This is a genomic window from Vibrio sp. 9-16B-A1 (genome assembly GCF_056726165.1).
Genome location: NZ_JBSDZD010000008.1, coordinates 213652 through 234616, shown reverse-complemented (window position 1 = coordinate 234616; position 20965 = coordinate 213652). Strand labels below are relative to the sequence as shown.

16 protein-coding genes and 1 other RNA gene are annotated in these 20965 nt (G+C 55.2%); 1 reads left to right on the top strand and 16 read right to left on the bottom strand.

Annotation, left to right across the window (positions count from 1 at the left end; genetic code table 11):
- Positions 1 to 69 precede the first annotated feature (69 nt).
- Positions 70 to 2802 (bottom strand): preprotein translocase subunit SecA, encoded by a 2733-nt coding sequence (gene secA / locus ACVB80_RS14785; RefSeq protein ID WP_481082053.1) that lies wholly within the window; start codon positions 2800 to 2802, stop codon positions 70 to 72.
- Between the two features lie 334 nt (positions 2803 to 3136).
- On the opposite strand from secA, the gene ACVB80_RS14780 reads away from it, so the two are divergent.
- The gene (locus ACVB80_RS14780) at positions 3137 to 3595 is read left to right on the top strand and encodes a DUF721 domain-containing protein (RefSeq protein WP_481082052.1); all 459 of its coding nucleotides are present in this window, start codon (positions 3137 to 3139) and stop codon (positions 3593 to 3595) included.
- Between the two features lie 220 nt (positions 3596 to 3815).
- On the opposite strand, the gene lpxC is transcribed toward ACVB80_RS14780, so the two are convergent.
- From lpxC to rnpB, 15 genes are all read right to left on the bottom strand, one after another.
- Positions 3816 to 4733: a UDP-3-O-acyl-N-acetylglucosamine deacetylase gene (gene lpxC / locus ACVB80_RS14775; RefSeq protein WP_481082051.1), complete on the bottom strand. Its 918-nt coding sequence runs from the start codon at positions 4731 to 4733 to the stop codon at positions 3816 to 3818.
- 95 nt (positions 4734 to 4828) lie between these two features.
- Positions 4829 to 6070 (bottom strand): cell division protein FtsZ, encoded by a 1242-nt coding sequence (gene ftsZ, locus ACVB80_RS14770; RefSeq protein ID WP_481082050.1) that lies wholly within the window; start codon positions 6068 to 6070, stop codon positions 4829 to 4831.
- 30 nt (positions 6071 to 6100) lie between these two features.
- Positions 6101 to 7366, bottom strand: coding sequence for a cell division protein FtsA (ftsA, locus tag ACVB80_RS14765; RefSeq protein WP_481082049.1), 1266 nt, complete (start codon positions 7364 to 7366; stop codon positions 6101 to 6103).
- Complete coding sequence (locus ACVB80_RS14760; RefSeq protein ID WP_481082048.1) at positions 7347 to 8132, bottom strand: cell division protein FtsQ/DivIB; 786 nt, start codon at positions 8130 to 8132, stop codon at positions 7347 to 7349. Before ACVB80_RS14760 ends, ftsA begins: the two co-directional genes overlap by 20 nt.
- Before the next feature lie 203 nt (positions 8133 to 8335).
- The gene (gene murC, locus ACVB80_RS14755) at positions 8336 to 9796 is read right to left on the bottom strand and encodes a UDP-N-acetylmuramate--L-alanine ligase (RefSeq protein WP_481082047.1); all 1461 of its coding nucleotides are present in this window, start codon (positions 9794 to 9796) and stop codon (positions 8336 to 8338) included.
- Positions 9797 to 9812: 16 nt separating this feature from the next.
- Entirely contained in the window at positions 9813 to 10877 is a 1065-nt protein-coding gene (murG, locus tag ACVB80_RS14750) for an undecaprenyldiphospho-muramoylpentapeptide beta-N-acetylglucosaminyltransferase (protein WP_481082046.1), read from the bottom strand.
- On the bottom strand, positions 10858 to 12054 hold the full coding sequence (ftsW, locus tag ACVB80_RS14745) for a cell division protein FtsW (protein ID WP_481082045.1): 1197 nt from the start codon (positions 12052 to 12054) through the stop codon (positions 10858 to 10860). Before ftsW ends, murG begins: the two co-directional genes overlap by 20 nt.
- Positions 12055 to 12064: 10 nt before the next feature.
- A complete protein-coding gene (gene murD / locus ACVB80_RS14740; protein ID WP_481082044.1) occupies positions 12065 to 13384 on the bottom strand; it encodes a UDP-N-acetylmuramoyl-L-alanine--D-glutamate ligase in 1320 nt (439 codons plus the stop codon).
- An 18-nt stretch (positions 13385 to 13402) separates the two neighbouring features.
- A complete protein-coding gene (gene mraY / locus ACVB80_RS14735) occupies positions 13403 to 14485 on the bottom strand; it encodes a phospho-N-acetylmuramoyl-pentapeptide-transferase (RefSeq protein ID WP_481082043.1) in 1083 nt (360 codons plus the stop codon).
- Positions 14485 to 15843, bottom strand: a complete 1359-nt coding sequence (gene murF, locus ACVB80_RS14730; RefSeq protein ID WP_481082042.1) for a UDP-N-acetylmuramoyl-tripeptide--D-alanyl-D-alanine ligase — start codon at positions 15841 to 15843, stop codon at positions 14485 to 14487. Before murF ends, mraY begins: the two co-directional genes overlap by 1 nt.
- Complete coding sequence (murE, locus tag ACVB80_RS14725; RefSeq protein WP_481082073.1) at positions 15840 to 17336, bottom strand: UDP-N-acetylmuramoyl-L-alanyl-D-glutamate--2,6-diaminopimelate ligase; 1497 nt, start codon at positions 17334 to 17336, stop codon at positions 15840 to 15842. The genes murF and murE overlap by 4 nt, the downstream gene beginning before the upstream one ends.
- Positions 17333 to 19057, bottom strand: coding sequence for a penicillin-binding transpeptidase domain-containing protein (locus tag ACVB80_RS14720; protein WP_481082041.1), 1725 nt, complete (start codon positions 19055 to 19057; stop codon positions 17333 to 17335). The genes murE and ACVB80_RS14720 overlap by 4 nt, the downstream gene beginning before the upstream one ends.
- Positions 19054 to 19380 (bottom strand): cell division protein FtsL, encoded by a 327-nt coding sequence (gene ftsL, locus ACVB80_RS14715; protein WP_481082040.1) that lies wholly within the window; start codon positions 19378 to 19380, stop codon positions 19054 to 19056. The genes ACVB80_RS14720 and ftsL overlap by 4 nt, the downstream gene beginning before the upstream one ends.
- Before the next feature lie 13 nt (positions 19381 to 19393).
- Positions 19394 to 20344 carry a 16S rRNA (cytosine(1402)-N(4))-methyltransferase RsmH gene (gene rsmH, locus ACVB80_RS14710; protein ID WP_481082039.1) on the bottom strand — a complete coding sequence of 317 codons (951 nt, stop codon included), beginning with the start codon at positions 20342 to 20344 and terminating at the stop codon, positions 19394 to 19396.
- A gap of 184 nt (positions 20345 to 20528) precedes the next feature.
- Positions 20529 to 20920, bottom strand: an RNA gene (gene rnpB / locus ACVB80_RS14705) — RNase P RNA component class A.
- Positions 20921 to 20965 lie beyond the last annotated feature (45 nt).

Genomic DNA, 20965 nt, shown 5'->3' with positions numbered 1-20965 from the left:
GCAGCGAAGCGCCCCACGAACCACATGCCGCAGATAAAAAAAGAGCCGCTTTCGCGACTCTTTTTTCAGTTAAGCAATTCTGCCGTGGCACTGCTTGTATTTCTTGCCTGAACCACACGGGCATGGCTCGTTTCGGCCGACTTTACGCTCTTCGCGCTGAATTGGCTGCTGAGGTGCTGATGAATCGCCCTCTTCACCGTCGTCCAGCTGGCTTTGGGCGCTCTGGTGCTGGAACTGCTGGCGGCGTGCGGCTTCTTCTGCCTGAGCACGGCGCTGAGCTTCCATACGCTCAACTTCTTCCTGCTGCTGCACGCGAACTTTACTCAGGATGGTGACTACGTCCATCTTAAGTGCTTCAAGCAGCTCTTCGAACAGTTCAAACGACTCGCGCTTGTATTCCTGTTTCGGGTTCTTCTGGGCGTAACCACGCAGGTGAATGCCCTGACGCAGGTGATCCATCGCAGCCAGGTGCTCTTTCCACAATGTGTCCAGAGTCTGCAGCATGACGGATTTCTCGAAGTTACGCAGTACGTGCTGACCCACCACTTCTTCTTTGGCTTTGTAAGCCTCGATAGCAGTGTTCAGGATGCGCTCACGCAGCGCTTCTTCGTACAGCTTGTCGTCTTCTTCCAGCCACTGGCCAACCGGCGCGTCCAGGTCAAAGTCGTTCTTCAGGCGATCTTCCAGGCCTTTGATGTCCCACATTTCTTCCAGAGACTGTGGCGGGATGTACTGGTTGATTACCGCTTCAAACACGTCGATACGGTTTTGTTCGATCATATCGCTGATGTCATCTACGCCCATCAGCTCATCACGCAGCTCGTACACCACTTTACGCTGGTCGTTCGCCACGTCATCGAATTCAAGCAGCTGCTTACGGATATCGAAGTTACGGCCTTCCACTTTACGCTGGGCTTTTTCGATAGAGCGTGACAGCATCTTACTTTCGATCGCTTCACCTTCATCCATACCGCTCTGGATCAGGCTTGCCATACGGTCAGAGGTAAAGATACGCAGCAGGGAGTCTTCCATCGACAGGTAGAAGCGTGAAGAACCCGCATCACCCTGACGACCAGAACGGCCACGCAGCTGGTTATCGATACGGCGTGATTCGTGACGCTCAGTACCGATGATGTGCAGACCACCTGACTCCAGTACCTTGTCGTGTACCACTTTCCAGTCAGCTTTAATTTTCTGAATCTGCTCTTCAGACGGGTTGTCCAGTTTGGCAACCTCTGCCTGCCAGCTGCCACCCAGCACGATATCGGTACCACGGCCCGCCATGTTGGTTGCGATGGTTACTGCGCCCGGGATACCGGCCTGAGCAACGATTTCCGCTTCCATTTCGTGGAATTTGGCGTTCAGTACGTTGTGCTTGATTTTAGCTTTCTTCAGCGCGTCAGACAGCAATTCCGATTTTTCAATCGATACGGTACCCACCAGGCTTGGCTGGCCTTTGGCTACACGCTCTTTGATGTCTTCGATGATGGCGTTGAACTTCTCTGCCTCGGTGCGGTAAACCACATCCGGCATATCGTCGCGGATCATCGGCTTATTGGTTGGGATAACCACGGTTTCCAGGCCATAGATTGACTGGAATTCGAACGCTTCAGTATCTGCGGTACCTGTCATGCCCGACAGTTTTTCATACAGACGGAAGTAGTTCTGGAAAGTGATCGATGCCAGAGTCTGGTTTTCGTTCTGGATCTTCACGCCTTCTTTGGCTTCAACCGCCTGGTGCAGACCTTCTGACCAGCGACGGCCCGGCATAGTACGGCCGGTGTGCTCATCGACGATAACCACTTCGCCTTCGTCAGTCACGATGTAGTCCACGTCCTTCTCAAACAGAACGTGAGCACGCAGCGCGGCGTTTACGTGGTGAAGCAGGGTAATGTTAGCCGGTGAATAGAGAGTATCACCTTCTTCCATCAGACCGTTTTTCACCATCAGCTCTTCGACGAACTCCTGACCATTTTCTGTCAGGTGCACCTGCTTGGACTTCTCATCCAGGGTGTAGTGGCCGTCACCACGGTGTTCTTCAGTGTCTTCCTCTTCCTGACGTTCAAGCGCCGGGATCAGGGTGTTAATACGCATGTACAGCTCTGAGCTGTCTTCAGCAGGACCAGAGATGATAAGCGGGGTACGCGCTTCATCGATCAGGATGGAGTCCACCTCATCGACTACGGCAAAGAAACGCTCGCGCTGTACGCGGTCTTCGCTTCGGAACGCCATGTTGTCACGCAGGTAGTCGAAACCAAACTCGTTGTTGGTTCCGTACAGTACGTCAGCCAGATAAGCTTCTTTTTTCTCCTGAGGAGGCATGTTTGGTACGTTTACGCCAACAGTCATACCAAGGAACTCAAACAGAGGACGGTTGGTTTCGGCGTCACGTTTGGCCAGGTAGTCGTTCACGGTAACGATGTGTACGCCTTTGCCGGTCAGGGCATTCAGGTAGGCCGGCAGGGTCGCGGTCAGGGTTTTACCTTCACCGGTACGCATCTCTGCGATCTGGCCGCCGTTCAGCACCATACCACCGATCATCTGCACGTCGAAGTGACGCATGCCGAACACACGCTTGGACGCTTCACGCACGGTCGCAAATGCTTCCGGCAGCAGGCTGTCCAGATCCGCACCTTCATCCAGGCGCTGACGGAACTCAACGGTTTTGGCTTTCAGCTCGTCATCAGACAGGGCTTCAAAAGTTGGCTCATACTCGTTGATCTGTTTAACGATTTTTCTTAAGCGGCGTAGCGTCCGGTCATTTCGGCTGCCAACGATCTTTGTCAGTAGCTTGCTTATCATTTTGTTTGAATCTCTCTATTCAGATCGCGCGCGATCTACCCAAATTTCTATCAGTCTCTGCCAGTTTCTAACCAGGAACACTGAGATACGTCATATGATATGGATATTGTGGCGCAACACTTGATTTTCAAGCGTCAATTTCAGTTTGCAAATTTACGCAGTATAGTAAGGGATTATTTTCCCCGGCACCAAGGCGAATCTGATTTGTTTGAGGCAGACAGACAATTTTTGCCCTCAGTTGCTCATTTATTCTGCACAATAGTGCTTAAACAGGCTTGGTAGCAGGCATCAGGTCGTCTAAAATCAAAATGTTTCCTACCATTTAGAGGCATCCATGCGAGATCACCGGCCCACTTCCACCGACAGCTACCTCTCTTCCGACAAGCTCGGCAGACTAAAAGAGCATGCGCTGGCGATCAGCGAAGCTAATAAAATCCTGAAAAGCCTGATCTCCCCCGGATTAAGGGAGCACTGCCGGGTCGCCAACCTGGTTGATAACCACCTGGTGGTCGAAGTGGCCAGCGCCGCCATCCAGATGAAACTCAACTACGAACGCATCCAACTGTTAAATCAGCTGCGCAGCCAGGGCTACGCCGGCCTGATGGGCATCCGGTTCAAGATAAACCCGGCCCTGTACCAGACACCCGGCCAGCAGCAAACCGAAACAGCCCCACCCCGCCCGCCGGTATCCGACCAGGCCGCAGAATACCTGCGCATGACAGCGTCTATGGCGTCATCGGAAAAAGTAAAGAAACGGCTGGAGAGGATTGCGGATTTGGCGAAGAAGAAATAAGGGCGCTGGGCGCTGGGCGCTGGGCGCTGGGCGCTGGGCGCTGGGCGCTGGGCGCTGGGCGCTGGGCGCTGCAGGATGTTGCTGCCACTAAAAACTTACGTCAACAACAAGCCATAAATTTTTCACGGCGCTTCCAACCCACTCCCCCAGGGCCCAGAGCCTAGCGCCCCGGGCCAATAAAAAAAGACCCCGGACATCGTCCGGGGTCTTTTTTTATTCTTTACGCCAACACCATTCCAGGTTCAGCGAATGCCACTGGTGAGCCGGCTTCTTCTTCGAAGGTGGCCCATTCCCAGGCTTCCTGGTCGGCCAGTACCGCTCTCAGCAGTTTGTTGTTCAGTGCGTGGCCTGATTTGTATGCTCGCAGCTCGCCAACGATGGCGTGACCGCACATGTACAGGTCACCGATCGCGTCGAGTACTTTGTGAGTCACAAACTCGTTCTCAAAACGCAGGCCGTCTTCGTTCAGAATACGGTAGTCATCCAGAACGATGGCACAATCAAAGCTGCCGCCCAGACACAGGTTCTGAGACTGCAGGTATTCGATATCACGCATGAAACCGAAAGTACGCGCGCGGGACACGCTTTTAACGAACGCTTGAGTAGAGAAGTCAAACTGGAGGCGCTGTTCGTCAGATTCGATAGCCGGGTGGTCGAACTCGATCTCAAAGTCCATGCGGAATCCGTTGTGAGGAACCAGTTCGGCCCACTTATCACCGTCTTCTACACGTACCGGTTTTTTGATACGCACAAAGCGCTTGGCGGCACCCTGAGTTTCGATACCCGCAGACTGCAGCAGATACACAAACGGACTGGCACTGCCGTCCATGATTGGGATCTCTGGCGCGTCTACTTCAATGATCACGTTGTCGATGCCCATCCCCGCCAAAGCGGCGTTGAGGTGCTCAACGGTAGAGATGCGTACACCCTGCTCGTTTACCAGAGCAGTGCACAGCATGGTATCGCGGACAGACGCAGGGTCTGCCGGAAAATCAACCGCAGGCTCCAGATCGACACGGCGGTAAATCACGCCGGTGTTCACCGGGGCAGGACGAAGCGTAAGGGTGACTTTACGACCAGAGTGCAATCCCACTCCTGTCGTCTTCACCATTTCTTTCAGCGTACGTTGCCTGATCATTAAACTGCCTCTGTTACATAGGTCTGATGTGCAACCGGAGTTACACGGCCGCACATCCTAACACAATTTTGACGATAATCAATAAGGGTCAAAAATTAGTCAGCCTGGCGGCGTAAAAATGCCGGAATATCCAGATAACCGCTTTCGTTCTCCTGCTTCTGCTGCGGCGCAGCACTTGCGCTGCCTGCAGATGACTGAGAAGCCGGTGCACTGGTCTGTGGCTGAGGTTTAACCTCACTTTCCCTTTGCGTATTTGTTTGCAAAGGCTGTGCCACTTTTGGCTCCGACACGCTTGCTGCTGGTTGAGCCGCTGGTGTGCTTTGCACCGGAGCAACCGCAGGTTTCGCATTGCCTGTTACCAGAGTGATTTCTGGTTTCTTCTCGTTGCCGATACCTGTCGCTACAACGGTTACGCGGATTTCATCGGTCATATCCGGATCCAGCGAGGTACCAATTACCACGGTCGCATTGTCAGAAGCAAACGCTTTAACAGTATTACCGACGGTCTCAAATTCATCAAGACGCATATCCAAACCTGCTGTGATGTTCACAAGAACGCCACGTGCACCTGCCAGATCGATATCTTCCAGCAGCGGGCTTGAGATTGCGGTTTCTGCCGCTTCTTCTGCACGGTCTTCGCCGCGGGCAACACCGCTGCCCATCATAGCGTGACCCATTTCCGACATTACGGTGCGTACGTCCGCGAAGTCGACGTTGATCATGCCAGGGCGAGTGATCAGCTCAGCGATACCCTGTACTGCGTTTTTCAGTACGTCGTTTGCGCTGGCGAACGCTTCCAGAAGCGTAATACCACGACCCAGAACCTTAAGCAGCTTTTCGTTCGGGATGGTGATCAGGGAATCTACGTGCTTTGACAGCTCTTCAATGCCCTGCTCAGCAAACGCCAAACGTTTCTTGCCTTCGAAACCAAATGGCTTGGTCACAACGGCTACCGTCAGAATGCCCAGCTCTTTGGCTACTTCAGCAATAACAGGTGCAGCGCCGGTACCCGTACCGCCGCCCATACCTGCTGCTATAAATACCATATCGGCACCAGACAGAGATTCTTTAAGTTTATCGCGATCCTCAAGTGCAGCTTCACGGCCCACCTGCGGATTCGCGCCGGCGCCAAGACCTTTGGTGATGTCACCACCGATCTGAATTACCGTGCTTACGGTCGTTTTGCGAAGCGCCTGGGCATCGGTGTTCACACTGATGAATTCCACGCCTTCAATCGATTCACGTACCATGTGCTCAACGGCATTACCACCGCCGCCACCAACCCCAACGACTTTGATTACCGCGTCGTCAGACATTTCCATCATCGGTTCAAACATTTGTTATCTCCGTAAATCCTGCTGCTCAGGTTAAAATTCTTTTTGAATCCAGTTACGCACTTTCTGCCACAAACCAGGCGCACCTGAGGTGCGTTTCGGCTCATTATAGTCGCCATCATCGCTGAAATGGGCGTCCCGTGCATAATGAAGTAATCCCACCGCCGTAGAGTGATACGGCGCTTTAACATAGTCGGTCAGGCCACTGACCTCCAGAGGCTTGCCAACCCGGACCTGGTTACGGAATACGCGTTCTGCGCACTCAACGATGCCATCGATCTGTGCGGCGCCACCGGTCAGTACAACCCCGGCCCCTAACTGGTGCTTAATACCTTCCGCACGCAGTTTCTCTGTCACTTCATCGATGGTCTGATTAACCAGACCCATTAATTCGGTATATCTTGGCTCGATAACTTCGGCCAGAGTTTGCCGCTGCAGGTTACGTGACGGTCTGCCGCCGACGCTCGGTACGTTTACCGTATCGTCTTTGCTGACCTGCTCACTCAGTGCGCAGCCATATTTTACTTTGATCTCTTCTGCATCGCTGAAAGGCGTACCAAACGCAAATGCAATATCACTGGTCACCGCATTACCGGCATACGAATGCACTTCGGTATGACGCAGCGCACCGCCGGTCCAGACTGAGACGTCCATGGTACCTGCGCCGATATCTACAACGCACACACCCAGCTCGCGCTCGTCTTCGGTGATCACAGCATTGCTTGATGCTAACCCAGAAAAAACCAGTTGTTCAACTTTTAAACCACAACGTTCCACGGCTTTAATGATATTTCTTGCCATATCGTTGTGACAGGAGATCAGGTGGACACTCACTTCCATCCGGACTCCGGAAAGGCCCAGCGGGTTTTTGATCCCTTCCTGATAGTCTATGGTGAATTCCTGAGGAATGACGTGCAGAATACGCTGCTCTTCACCAATTTTTATTGATTTTGCGGTGTGGATAGCCCGATCCATGTCGTCCTGAGACACTTCTTCATCAGAAATCGTGCCCATGCCTTTTTCAATCCGGCTGGCGATATGACGTCCGGACAGCGAAATAAACACCTTACTGATACGGCATTCCGCCATCAGCTCGGCCTGATCAACAGCGCGCTGTACCGATTTAACTACCGACTCAAGGTCGTTAACCCCGCCTTTGTCCATCCCCCGCGACGGACTGGTTCCTGCACCGATAATATTGATCTGACCATCAGGCAGGCATTCGCCAACCAGGGCAGAAACCGTTGCTGTTCCTATATCAAGACCAACAATAATGTTGTCATCTGCGGTCTTTGTCATCTGCTCTCTCTTGAACTAAATCCTGCTCCGGAAACCAGCCTACTGCGGCTCCCGTATCATACCTGAGATCAATATGGCTGACCTGGTCAACCTTACTTCCTAATTTCCTGTACAGAAGAGCAAACCTCTCCACGCGTTCATCGAGCGCTTCTTTGCCCAGCTCCAGACGAATGCCATCAGACAAAATTACCTGCCAGGCACGGCGGTCATTCAGCAGCAGTGAGCCAATTTTCAGCCCCAGCGGCTGCAGGGCGGCGTCGATCCGCTTCCACACTTCCACGACCTGGTGGTTGCTTCCCGCCGGTCCGTAAAGCTTCACCGCTTCTTCGTCCAGTTCGGCCACATCACCACTGAATACGTCACCTTTACTGTTAAGCAGCTCGATGCCGTTCCAGACAGCCATGGGCTGATGCTCAATCAGAAACACCTTGACCGTTGCCGGCCACTGCTTACGGATCGAAGCCCGCTCAACCCAGGGCAGGGATTCCAGTGCCTGCTGCAGCTGACCCACATCCTGGGTCATAAAGGTTCCGATATGCGGAAGCCTGCCCAGCGCCTGCTGTACGTCCTGGTCCCGGGTGTAATGCAGTTCGCCCTGTACCACCAGACGGGACAGAGGCAACTGCTCATCATCGAGCATCCAGCGAAATACTGAAAACAGCGACCAGCAGATTGCAATTACCACCAGCGACAAAAACAGCAATCCGGCTCTCTGGCTGGCTGGCTGCTCCATCTCTGACTTGTCTGCGCTCATTGCGTTATTCATTCAGTATCATACCAGGAAAACCGGGTGGTTTTGAATCATAAGCTGTGATGAATCATCAGCCTGCGCTCACATAACCAGCAGGCAAATTGCCAATTTCGCTTAACCTGACGATTATACTGGCCTTCCGGTCAGTGTCTATCGCCGGAAGGCAGAAATATGACCCTTCTGCCTTTACGGGCAGGCCGATGTACAAAATTTCAGCGTCAGGCTTGCTTCATCAGCTCAATATTGAGCTCAAGCTCAGCCAGCTGGCGGGCTACCTTACCCACATCACCGGCGCCCTGAGTCAGAACCAGGTCATTATCCTGCACCACATTGGCCAGTACGCCTGGCAGCTGCGCCTTATCAGGCACAAAAATCGGGTCCAGTTTGCCACGGCTGCGGATAGTGCGGCACAGTGCGCGGCCATCGGCCCCGGCAATTGGTTTTTCACCGGCCGCATAGACATCAAGCATGATCAGCACGTCCACCTGCTCAAGCACATTGGCAAAATCATCGTACAGATCGCGGGTACGGCTGTAACGGTGTGGCTGGAAGATCATCACCAGACGCTTGTCTTCCCAACCGGCACGGGCAGCCTGAATAGTCACGTCCACTTCGCTCGGGTGATGACCGTAATCGTCCACCAGCATAGCGGTGCCGTTACCGGTCTCAAACTCGCCCAGGTGGTCAAAGCGGCGGCCGGTACCCTGGGTACCCGCCATAGCGCGCATAATCGCTTCGTCACTGATGTCATCTTCGGTCGCAACCGCAATCGCTGCAGATGCGTTCAGCGCGTTGTGACGACCAGGAATGTTCAGGGTGATGTCGAGGTCGGCACGGCCCTGGCGTACCACAGTGAACTTGCCCTGCTGGCCTTCCTGACGGTAGTTCTCAATCCGCACATCGGCATCTTCGGAGAAACCATAGGTGATCACCTGGCGGCTGATACGCGGCACCAGTTCACGAACCACAGGATCGTCGATACATACGATCGCCTGACCATAGAATGGCAACTGATGCAGAAAATCAACGAAGGTCTGCTTAAGGGTTTCAAAGTCGCCGCCATAAGTATCCATGTGGTCAGCTTCGATATTAGTCACAATGCTGACCATAGGCTGCAGGTGCAGGAAGGATGCATCGCTTTCATCTGCTTCTGCGATCAGGATACGGCTGGAGCCCAGACGCGCGTTAGTACCCGCGCTTTTCACCAGGCCACCGTTAACAAACGTAGGATCCAGGCCCGCCTCAGAATAGATCTGGGTAACCAGCGCTGTGGTGGTGGTTTTACCGTGGGTACCGGCAACCGCGATACCGTGACGGAAGCGCATCAGCTCCGCCAACATTTCCGCGCGGCGTACCACCGGGATGCGGCGCTCTTTGGCTGCCATCAGCTCCGGGTTGTCCTGTGCAATCGCGGTAGAGACAACAACAACGCTGGCGGTTTCCACGTTCTCTTCACGGTGACCAAAAAATACCGTTGCACCTTTTTCTGTCAGGCGCTGGGTTACCGGGTTTTCAGCCAGATCTGAACCTGTGATCCGGTAGCCTTCATTCAGCAGAACTTCAGCAATGCCGCTCATGCCCGCACCACCGATGCCGACAAAGTGAATGGTTTTGACCCGGCGCATCTCCGGGATCAGCGCGCGAATTTTAGAAATATCCTGGGTGTGTTGAATGGTCATCACTTTGTTCTCAAAATCAGGTTAATTGCTTGATGGCCTCTGCCACCACTTTGTCTGCGTCAGGGGTTGCCTGGCCGCGCGCTTTTTCGGACATAGCCAGCAGACTATCACGATCAAGGCCGTTGATGGTGTTTGCCAGCTTGTCAGCGGTCAGCTGAGACTGCTCAATCATCAGTGCAGCGCCGGCCTCCACCAGGTGGTCGGCATTAAGTGCCTGCTGACGGTCTTTGTGCATAAAGGGCACAAACACAGCGGCCACACCGGCGGCAGACAGCTCTGATACCGTCAGTGCCCCTGAGCGGCAGACCACCAAATCGGCCCACTCATAAGCTGCTGCGACATCATCAATGAACTCGGTCACTTTCACGCCGGTGACACCCGCGCTCTGATAGTCGTGCTCTGCCTGCTGCTGGTTACCCCTGCCCACCTGGTGCCAGATCTCGCACTCCTGCGCCAGCTTCGCAGCAGCCGGAGGCAGTGTGGTATTGAGTATGCGCGCGCCCTGACTGCCGCCCATCACCAGGATACGCAGCGGTCCCTGACGCTGAGCCATACGCTCAGCAGGCGCGACAATCGCGCTCACGTCTTCACGTACCGGGTTACCCACCACATCAGCGGCAGGAAAGGCCCCCGGGAAGGCCTGAAAAACTTTGGTCGCTACTTTGGCCAGCCACTGGTTGGTCAGGCCGGCAACGGCGTTTTGCTCGTGCAATACCAGTGGAATGCCACACAGACGCGCGGCAATACCACCCGGGCCACTCACGTAGCCGCCCATGCCCAGCACGACATCCGGCTGCCAGGCTTTGATATGGGCTTTGGCCTGAATAACCGCGTTAAGGATCTGCCACGGCGCTTTTAACAGCTTCAGCAATCCCTGACCCCGCAGGCCTTTTACTTTAATGAAATCAATCTCAATGCCATGCTTTGGCACCAGGTCGGCTTCCATTCTGTCTGCGGTACCCAGCCAGCGGATCTCCCAGCCCTGCTGCTGCAGCTGTTTTGCTACTGCCAGGCCCGGGAACACATGGCCACCGGTTCCCCCTGCCATCACCAGCAGGCGTTTACTCTTGTTGTTTGTCATTGTTAACCGTTTCAATTCTTGCGCGCCGGCCAACCAGCCGGGTTTCATGATCAATTCGTATCAGTATCGCCACTGCCACACTCATGATGATCAGACTGGAGCCGCCGTAGCTGATCAGTGGCAGGGTCAGGCCCTTGGTCGGTACCATACCGGCCGCCGCGCCAACGTTAACCAGGGTCTGGAATGCAAACCAGATCCCGATACCAAACGCCAGATAGCCACCAAAACTCAGGCGGGCCTCAAATGCACGCTTACCGATATACAGGGCTTTGACCACCAGGGCAAAGATCAGCAGCAGCACCACGGTGACGCCGACAAAGCCGAGCTCTTCTGCCAGTACGGCGAACACAAAGTCGGTGTGCGCTTCCGGCAGGTATTCAAGTTTCTGTACTGAGTTACCGAGTCCCTGCCCGAACCAGCCCCCCCGGCCAAATGCCATCAGAGACTGAGTAAGCTGATAGCCACTGCCAAACGGGTCTTCCCACGGGTTCCAGAATGAGGTCACCCGCTTCATCCGGTAGGGTTCGGCGACTATCAGACCGGCCACCACGCAGATCCCCGCAACGACCAGCGCCAGAAACTGCCACAGCTTGGCCCCGGCGATAAACAGCATACCGAACATGGTGACCAGCATTACGATCACAGTACCGAGATCAGGCTGACCAAGCAGTAACAGGGCCAGCAGACTGAACACCAGAATGGGCTTAAAGAATCCGCCAAAAAAGGTTCGCCGCACTTCATCATGCTTGCGCACCAGGTAACCGGCCATAAACACGAACAGCGACAGCTTGGCCACTTCTGCTGGCTGCAGGTTGATTGGCCCGAGCGGGATCCAGCGCGATGCACCGTTGACCGATTTACCACCAGCCAGCACCACAATAAGCAGCGCAAAAGACAACCCGATAAGCCAGGGACTGAGTTTTTCCCATCGCTCAAGCGGGATCTGCATCGCCACGGAAGCAGCGATCAGGGATAAAAACAGGAAGATGGCATGACGGTACATAAAATGGTACGGGCCATCGGTCAGCCTGGCGCTGACCGGGAATGAGGCAGAAGTTACCATCACCAGGCCGATCAGCATCAGGCCCAGCGCCAGCCAGACAAGCTGACGGTCGTACCAGGACTCCGCTGCCGGCTCGCTCAGCCAGGACCAGAAATGACGGGCTTGCTCTCTCATCAACCGCCCTTTACGCCCGGATGTAGCCCAGCGCCAGCTCAGTAAAAGCTTCGCCGCGCTTCATAAAGTTAGGGTACTGATCAAAGCTGGCGCAGGCCGGAGAGAGCATTACAATGTCTCCGCTGACAGCGCGTGGTGCGATAAATGCCAGCGCTTCGTCCATCGTTTCCCAGCGGCGGGCGGTCGAATGCAGGTGCATAAACTCTCCGCCATCACGGCCAAAGCAGTGCAGCTCAACCGGGATACGGCCAAGCGGTGCAGCCAGTTCATCAAAATCTGCGCCTTTGCCATCCCCGCCTACCAAAAGATGCAGGGTGCCACCGCACTCAAGACCGGAAAGTGCCGCCAGGGTACTGGCTACATTGGTGGCTTTGGAGTCATTGACCCATTTCACCCCTGCCTTCTCGCCTACCACCTGACAACGGTGAGTCAGACCGGTATAGGCTCTCAGTGCATCCAGCCCTTTGGTATAGTCAATCCCCGCCGCACGCAGCAGCGCCATCGCCACCAGCGCGTTGCTCTGGTTATGACGACCGATGATTTTCAGCTCATCAGCGGCCAGAATTTTTTTGCCGTTTTCCGCAAGCCAGCTTTTACCGCCGGATTCGATCAGGCCAAAGCCCTCTTCGTCCGGACCAAAAGTCACCAGCTCACCGCTAAACTCTTCAGAAGGGAACGTTGCGCTGTCTTCACGGTTCACTACCGCTGTTGCCGCGTGACGGAAGATACGCTGCTTGGCCTGGCCGTAATCGTCCATGCAGTGATAGCGGTCCATGTGGTCTTCAGACAGGTTAAGGTAGGCAGCAGCCACAAGCTTCAGATTTGATGTAGTTTCAAGCTGAAAACTGGACAGTTCCAGTACGTACAGATCTGCGTCTTCGAGCAGCAGATCCAGAGCAGGTACACCGATATTGCCGCCGACGCAGGCTTTCACACCGCAGGCATTGGCCATCACACCGGTCAGATCTGTCACTGTACTTTTACCGTTTGACCCGGTAATGGCTATCACCGGCTTGTCTGCCGCACGGGCAAACAGCTCAATATCACCGATAACCGGGATCCCGGCTTCCAGCGCAGGCTGAAGCTCAGGCGTCGCCAGAGCGACCCCCGGATTCGCCACGATAAGATCCGCACTCATCAGCCATTCAGCCCGCCAGCCACCACAGTGCAGTTCAACCCCGGCGGGCAGCTGATCCGCCCCGGCCGGATTCTGACGGGTATCGATAACCCTGATATCAAGATCAGGCGTGGTACGTCGTAAAAAACGCACCACCGACAGGCCGGTAATCCCCAGCCCGACAACAACAACCTGTTTGATCCCCTGTTCCATGGAAGCTCCCTGCCTGTATTAACGAACTTTCAGTGTCGCCAGACCAATCAGTACCAGTACGATGGAAATGATCCAGAAACGCACGATAACCCGTGGCTCCGGCCAGCCTTTCAGCTCGTAGTGGTGGTGAATCGGTGCCATGCGGAAGATACGCTGGCCGCGCAGTTTGTAAGAGCCTACCTGCAGGATCACAGATACGGTCTCCATTACGAACACGCCACCCATGATCACCAGCAGCAGCTCCTGACGAACCAGTACCGCGATGGTACCCAGCGCGCCACCCAGTGCCAGTGAGCCGACATCGCCCATAAAGACCTGAGCCGGGTAAGTGTTAAACCATAAGAAACCAAGGCCGGCACCGACAATAGCGGTACACACCACCACCAGTTCACTTGTATAAGGAATATGTGGAATATGCAGATACTGGGCAAAGTTTACGTTACCCGTCGCCCAGGCGATCACAGCAAAGCCTGCCGCCACCAGCACGGTTGGCATAATGGCCAGACCGTCGAGACCATCAGTCAGGTTCACCGCGTTACTGGTACCCACGATCACAAAGTAAGTCAGCACGATGTACAGCAGACCTAACTGAGGCATAATGTCTTTAAAGAAAGGCACCACCAGCTGAGTCGCCGCAGTATCCTTGCCGTGCACATACAGGGCAAAGGCCACCACAAACGCAATACTGGACTGCCAGAAATACTTCCAGCGGGCAATCAGGCCGTCGGTGTTCTTGCGCACCACCTTACGGTAATCATCAACAAAACCTACCGCGCCATAGCCAAGCAGAACGGCCATCACCGCCCATACATACGGATTGCTGAGATCCGCCCACAGGAAAACCGTCACTGCGATCGAAGTCAGGATCATCAGGCCGCCCATGGTCGGGGTGCCGCGCTTGCTGAAGTGTGATTCCGGACCATCATTACGCACGACCTGGCCGATCTGCAGCATCTGCAGACGGGCGATAAGACGCGGCCCCATCCATAACGACAGGCCAAGCGCAGTCAGAATGCTGATGATGGCGCGAAACGACAGGTATTCAAACAGCCGGAAAAAGGACAAATGTGGCTGGAGGAAATCTGCAAGCCAAATAAACATTAATGGTTCTCCTTTAGGGCAGCAACGATACTGCTCATTCCGGCGCTGTTCGCGCCTTTTACCAGCAGGGTATGCTGTTTGCCCTGCTCACTGGTCAGTTGCTGCCTGATATATTCATTCATCTCATCATGAGACTCAAAGTGACGGCCATTACACAGCTGGCTGATCACCCTGGTATCCTCACCAAAAGTAAGGACGTGTTCAAACTGAAATGGGGCAGCATGTTGTCCGACTTGCCGGTGAAGTTCAAGACTTTCCTGCCCTAATTCGGCCATAAAGCCCAAAATCAGCCATCTCTGGCCCTGATAGTTGCCAAGCAGATCAACTGCAGCCTTCATCGCCGGCACGCTGGCGTTATAGCTGTCATCGATCAGGCGCAGGCCAGACTCCAGCTCAACAACCTCAACCCGGCCTGACATATTACGCATGGTAGCCAGCCCGTGTCGGATTTCTGTCAGGCTGGCGCCAGAGTTCTGTGCAAGCGCCGCCGCCGCAACTGCGTTGGCGACATTGTGCTCGCCCACCACGCTCAGGGTCACTTCTGTGCTGCCCTGCGGGGTGTTCAGGGTAAAGTGCGCCATGCTCTGTTCATCGAGACGAATATCGGAAGCAAAGAAGTCCGCCTCAGCCCCGTCCTTGGAAATGGTTACCCGGGTTTTGTCTTCCAGCAGTGGCAGCCAGCCGGGCTCACCATTGCTGTCGAGGTTCACCACGGCGATGCCACCGCTTTGCAGCCCGGCGAAGATTTCGCCTTTGGCCTGCTTCACCCCGTCAATCGAGCCAAAGCCTTCCAGGTGTGCGGCCGCCACATTGTTGACCAGCGCCAGTGAAGGTTTTACCAGCGCACTGGTGTAATCAATTTCACCGATATGGTTGGCACCCAGCTCAATCACGCCGAAGTCATAGTCCGGGGTAGCACGCAGCAGAGTCAGTGGCACGCCGATGTCATTATTGAAATTCCCCAGCGTTGCCAGCACACTGCCGCGCTGCGCCAGAATCGCGGCCAGCATCTCTTTTACCGTGGTCTTGCCACAGCTGCCGGTCATAGCGATGGTATGAATGCCGCACTGCTGGTACACCCAGCTTGCCAGCTGTCCCAGCGCCAGGCGGGTATCGGATACCACAAGCTGCGGGCAGTCCAGCGGAAGCTCACGTTCCACCAGCAGGGCTCCGGCACCGGCGGCTGCGGCCTGGTCACAAAAATCGTGGGCGTCAAAACGTTCGCCGCTCAGGGCAACGAACAGCGCACCGCTTTCAATGCTGCGGGTATCGGTTGAGACCTGCTCTATAGTGCGGTCATCTCCTTTCAGACTGGCACCGAGTACCTCAGCCAGCTGTTTCAGCGATACCGGGATCATAACTTTTCTCCCAGCAGGGTCTGAGCGGTTTCCCGGTCAGAGTAGTGAATGGTTTCGTCCGCCAGTACCTGGTAATCCTCGTGGCCTTTACCGGCCAGCAGAATGATGTCCTGTGGCTGCGCATTTCTCAGCGCATACTGACACGCCTCAAAACGATCATGAGCGACCCGCGCCAGTTCCGGTGCCTGCATACCGGCCAGCATATCAATTACGATCTGCGCCGGGTCTTCGCTGCGCGGGTTATCATCGGTCAGGATCACTTTGTCTGCCAGGCGCTCAGCAATACCGGCCATCATTGGACGCTTACCGGTATCGCGGTCACCGCCACAACCAAAGGCAACCCACAGCTTACCGCGGCAGTGTACCCGCAGCGCACTGAGCGCTTTTTCCAGCGCATCCGGCGTATGAGCGTAATCGACCACGATCTGGGCTCTGTTTTCCGCCTGGAACAGCTCCATCCGGCCGATCACCGGCATCAGCCCGGTAGCAGAATCGATCAGTGCCTGCTTATCCATACCCAGCTTAAGCAGTGCGGCAAAAGCCAGCATCAGATTGCTGGCGTTAAACGCGCCGATCAGCGGCGCACGCAATGTGCCATCTGACCAGCTTCCGTCAAATTCAATCTCAATTCCCTGCTCAGAGTAGTTCACCTTATGGGCAAACAGCACCTGGTCGGCTTCCGGCTGACAGGCCAGCGATACCGCCACCGCTTCAGGAAGCTGCGTCAGCCACTCACGGCCCACATCATCATCCGCGTTAATCACGGCGTGACGGCACTGATGGTCACGGAAAAGTGACATCTTGGCGTGCGCGTAGTTTTCCATGGTGTGGTGATAGTCGAGATGGTCACGGCTGAGGTTGGTAAACACGCCCACCTTAAACGGCAGCGCGCGCACCCGGCCCTGAACCAGGCCGTGCGAGGAGACTTCCAGCGCCGCATACTCTGCCCCCTGCTGCGCAAGCGCGTTCAGGGTGCGGCCGATTTCAATCGCGCTGCCGGTGGTATTGGCTGCGCATTGCAGGTCAGACAGAAAGCCGTTACCCGTGGTGCCCATTACTGCTGCACGATGGCCAAGCAGCTCCAGCCACTGGGCGATAAGCTGAGTAACCGTGGTTTTGCCGTTGGTGCCGGTAACGCCAACCAGCTCCAGCTCAGGCTGCCCGTACAGGCGCAGGGTCAGGTCTGACAGGCACTGATCCAGTGCGTCCAGGTAGACAACCAGCACACCATTTTCCAGCAGGTATTCACCGTGGGGGTGCTGCTCACAGGCCTGGGCGATCACCGCCACCGCGCCGGACTCAATTGCCGCCGGGATAAAGCGGCGACCATCCACCTGGTGGCCTTTTAGCGCCACAAAAGTATCACCCGGACGTACTGCCCGGCTGTCAATCTGAAGCCCGGTGACTTCCGGGTCCTGCTCCGGCTGAAGGCTCAGCCAGGGCTGTAATAACTGAGTAAGTTGTAGCAAATCTCGTCCCTCTGCTGCACTTATTGTAATGCGTGTTGATCCGGCGCCACGTTGAGGATCTGCAGCGCCCCTTTCATAACTTCAGCAAATACCGGTGCCGCCACGGCACCACCGTAATACTGGTCGCCCTGAGGCTCATTGATGACCACAACCAGCGCAATACGCGGGTCACTCACCGGCGCGATACCAGCGGTATAGGCAAAATATTCGTCACTGTAGCCACCGGCGCTCGCTTTACGTGACGTACCGGTTTTGGCTGCGATCCGGTAACCCGGGACTGCCGCTCTCACCGCAGAGCCCCCTTTCTGGGTCACCTGCTCCATCATCTCAAGCACATCTTTGGCGTAATGGCGGTCCAGCACCTGCTTTGACATATCGTGAGCGTTCTCTTTGATCAGGTGCAGCGGCTGATAAAGGCCATAGTTCCCCAGAGTCGCGTACGCATGCGCCAGTTGGATCGGTGAGATAGACAGGCCGTAGCCATAAGAAAGGGTCGCGATCTCAAATTTGGACCAGCGGCGGCGGTTCGGGAAGATACCCGAGGTTTCACCGACCAGGTTAAGGCCGCTGGTTTCACCAAAGCCCACCGAGCTGTACATACCCAGCAGCGCTTCAAGCGGCATACCGAGGGCCAGTTTGGTCACACCGATGTTGCTCGATTTTTTCAAAATGGTGGTCAGGTCCGCTTTGCCAACTTTGGATACATCGCGTACCCGGCTGCCGCCGATCTGCAGGATACCGTTACCGGTATCAATAATGGTGTCCTCAGTGGCGGTGCCGTTTTCCAGCGCTGCCAGCACCACAAACGGTTTCACGGTAGAGCCGGGCTCAAAGGCATCGGTGATTGCCCGGTTACGCATACGGTAACTTTGCAGCTGAGAACGGTTATTCGGGTTGTAGGATGGTGCGTTCACCATCGACAGCACTTCGCCGGTTTTCACATCCAGCATCACCACGGTTGCCGAAGTGGCGTTGTGATCAGCCACCGCCTGCTTCACCGCGCGGTAAGCGATCGCCTGAAGTCGCTGGTCGATGGTCAGCTGCAGAGGCTGGCCCTCTTCACGCTCTTCCAGCGAGATGTTTTCCACCACCCGGCCAAAACGGTCTTTACGGATGGTCTTCTTACCCGCTTCTCCGGTCAGCCATTCATCATAGGTCCTCTCGACCCCTTCCAGGCCATGGCCGTCGATACCGGTCACCCCGATAACGTGAGCACTGACTTCACCGCCAGGATAATAACGGCGGGATTCCGGTTTAAGGCCGACGCCAGGCAGTTTCAGCTCGCGAATGTAATTTGCCATTGCGGGGCTGACCTGACGCTGCAGATAAATAAATCGTTTCTTTGGATCGCGCCTGATACGCGCCAGCATTTTCTCCCGATCCATACCCAGCACATCCGCCAGCGCATACCAGGGCTCAAGGTTGGTCAGGCCATCTTCTTTGAAAATAGTTTTAGGGTCAGCCCAAACCGCATCCACCGGCACACTGACGGCCAGCGGTTCGTTATTACGGTCTGAAATAATTCCACGGGCCGATGGCAGGGCTTTGGTGCGAACCGAGCGCATGTCCCCCTGACGGATCAGATTATCCGGCTCGATCACCTGAATATACGCCAGCCGGCCAATAAGGGCACCAATGGCAAGCACAACAAAAAACAGCAGGGTACCGAAACGCCAGCGGATCAGCTGTGGCATTTCTTCTGAAGAAGGGGATTGACGTTGGGGTTTGGCAGCTTTCTTTCTCATCGGAGATCAACCAGGACTTCTTTGTCCGCATCCGGACGCTTCATATCCAGCTCGCTTTCAGCCAGTTCCTGTACCCGGCTGTGCTCAGAGAGCGCATTCTCTTCCAGCAGCAGATTGCGCCACTCGTTATCCAGTCTGTCCCGCTCGACCATGGCCTTATCACGGGCATGCACGGCCTGACGGGTATCATGGGTGGTGTGCACCACCCACATTGCAGAAGCAAAGGTGAACACCAGCAGCGCCAGCGGCAAACGCCCGACCGTCAGCAGGTCGAGGGCAATATGCCGGGCCAGATTCAGTTTGTGAGGCTGCTGCTCGCTCATAACACTTCCGCTGTTACAGCTTCTCTGCAATTCGCAGCACGGAGCTGCGCGAGCGACTGTTCATTTCCACTTCCTCACGGGAAGGTTTGATCGCTTTACCGATGTGTTTCATATCCGCGCTGCCAAGAGCTTTGATCTGATCCTCGGTCATCGGGATACCGTGTGGCACTTCCGGGCCTTTGCTCTGCTTACGCATAAAGCGTTTTACCATACGGTCTTCAAGCGAGTGGAAACTGATCACCGACAGGCGGCCTTCAGGGGCCAGAATCGATGCTGCGCCTTTCAGTGCAGTGTCGATCTCTTCCAGCTCACTGTTGATGTAGATACGAAACGCCTGGAACGAACGGGTCGCCGGGTGTTTTTTGTCTTTAAAGCTCTTCGGCGCCGCGTCAGAGATCAGTTTTGCCAGCTGGCTGGTACGGGTCAGCGGCTCGTTCTCTTCGTTTTCGCGGTAGGCCACGATCGCTTTGGCGATACGGCGGGCGTGTTTGTCTTCACCAAACTCGCGAATAACCCAGGTAATGTCGTCCAGGTCCGCTTCTGCCAACCACTGGGATACCGGGATACCCGAGGTCGGGTCCATACGCATATCCAGCGGGCCATCTTTCATAAAGCTGAAACCACGCTCAGCATCATCCAGCTGAGGAGAAGAAACGCCAAGATCCAACAGAACACCGTCTACCTTGCCCACCAGCTCATAGCGCTCAGCGTACTCAGCCATGCCAGAGAACGGACCGTGGATAATAGTAAAACGGGGATCGTCAATTTTCTGCGCTTCTGCAATCGCCGTCGGATCACGGTCGATACTGTAGAGACGGCCATTTTCACCCAGCTTTGACAGGATTGTGCGGCTGTGACCACCACGGCCAAAAGTGCCGTCAATGTAGATACCGTCTGGTTTGATGGCTAAGCCATCGATCGACTCATTAAGCAGAACGGAAATGTGTTGAAATGATTCGGTCATGATGATCTCTTTCGGCCTTCATTGGCATTTGGGCAAAGCACTAGTGTACCTGAACAGGCACGCCCCGCCACTCCCAAAGCCACGTTTTGTCGTGACTTCCCGCCAAGTTTATTCGATTAAGTATTTATTGCGTCAATACAATGCAAAAAACCCATCACCACTATAAGCGGTGATGGGTTTGAATAGGTGGAGCCGACATGTAAGCCGGGTTCTGTTCCGCTTGCGCGGTGGTAGCCATTCGTCTAGGCCAGCAATCGCTCACTGGCTCGAGCAACCTACCCGCCCCCTAACGCGAGCAACGCTATGTGGAAGCCTATTTGGTCTTGCTCCGGGTGGAGTTTACCCTGCTACGAACTGTTGCCAGTCGCACGGTGCGCTCTTACCGCACCCTTTCACCCTTACCTGTGCACACTACCCGAAAGTAGGGCCATCGGCGGTTTTCTCTCTGCTGCACTTGTCGTAGGCTTGCGCCCCCCAGGCGTTACCTGGCACCCTGCTCTTCGGAGCCCGGACTTTCCTCCCCTCCGTCAGTCTCCCAAAGGACATCAACGAAGCAGCGACTACCCAGTCAACTCCAGGGCCGGGATTGTATAGAGTTTGGGATGGGGTGTCCAGCGTTTT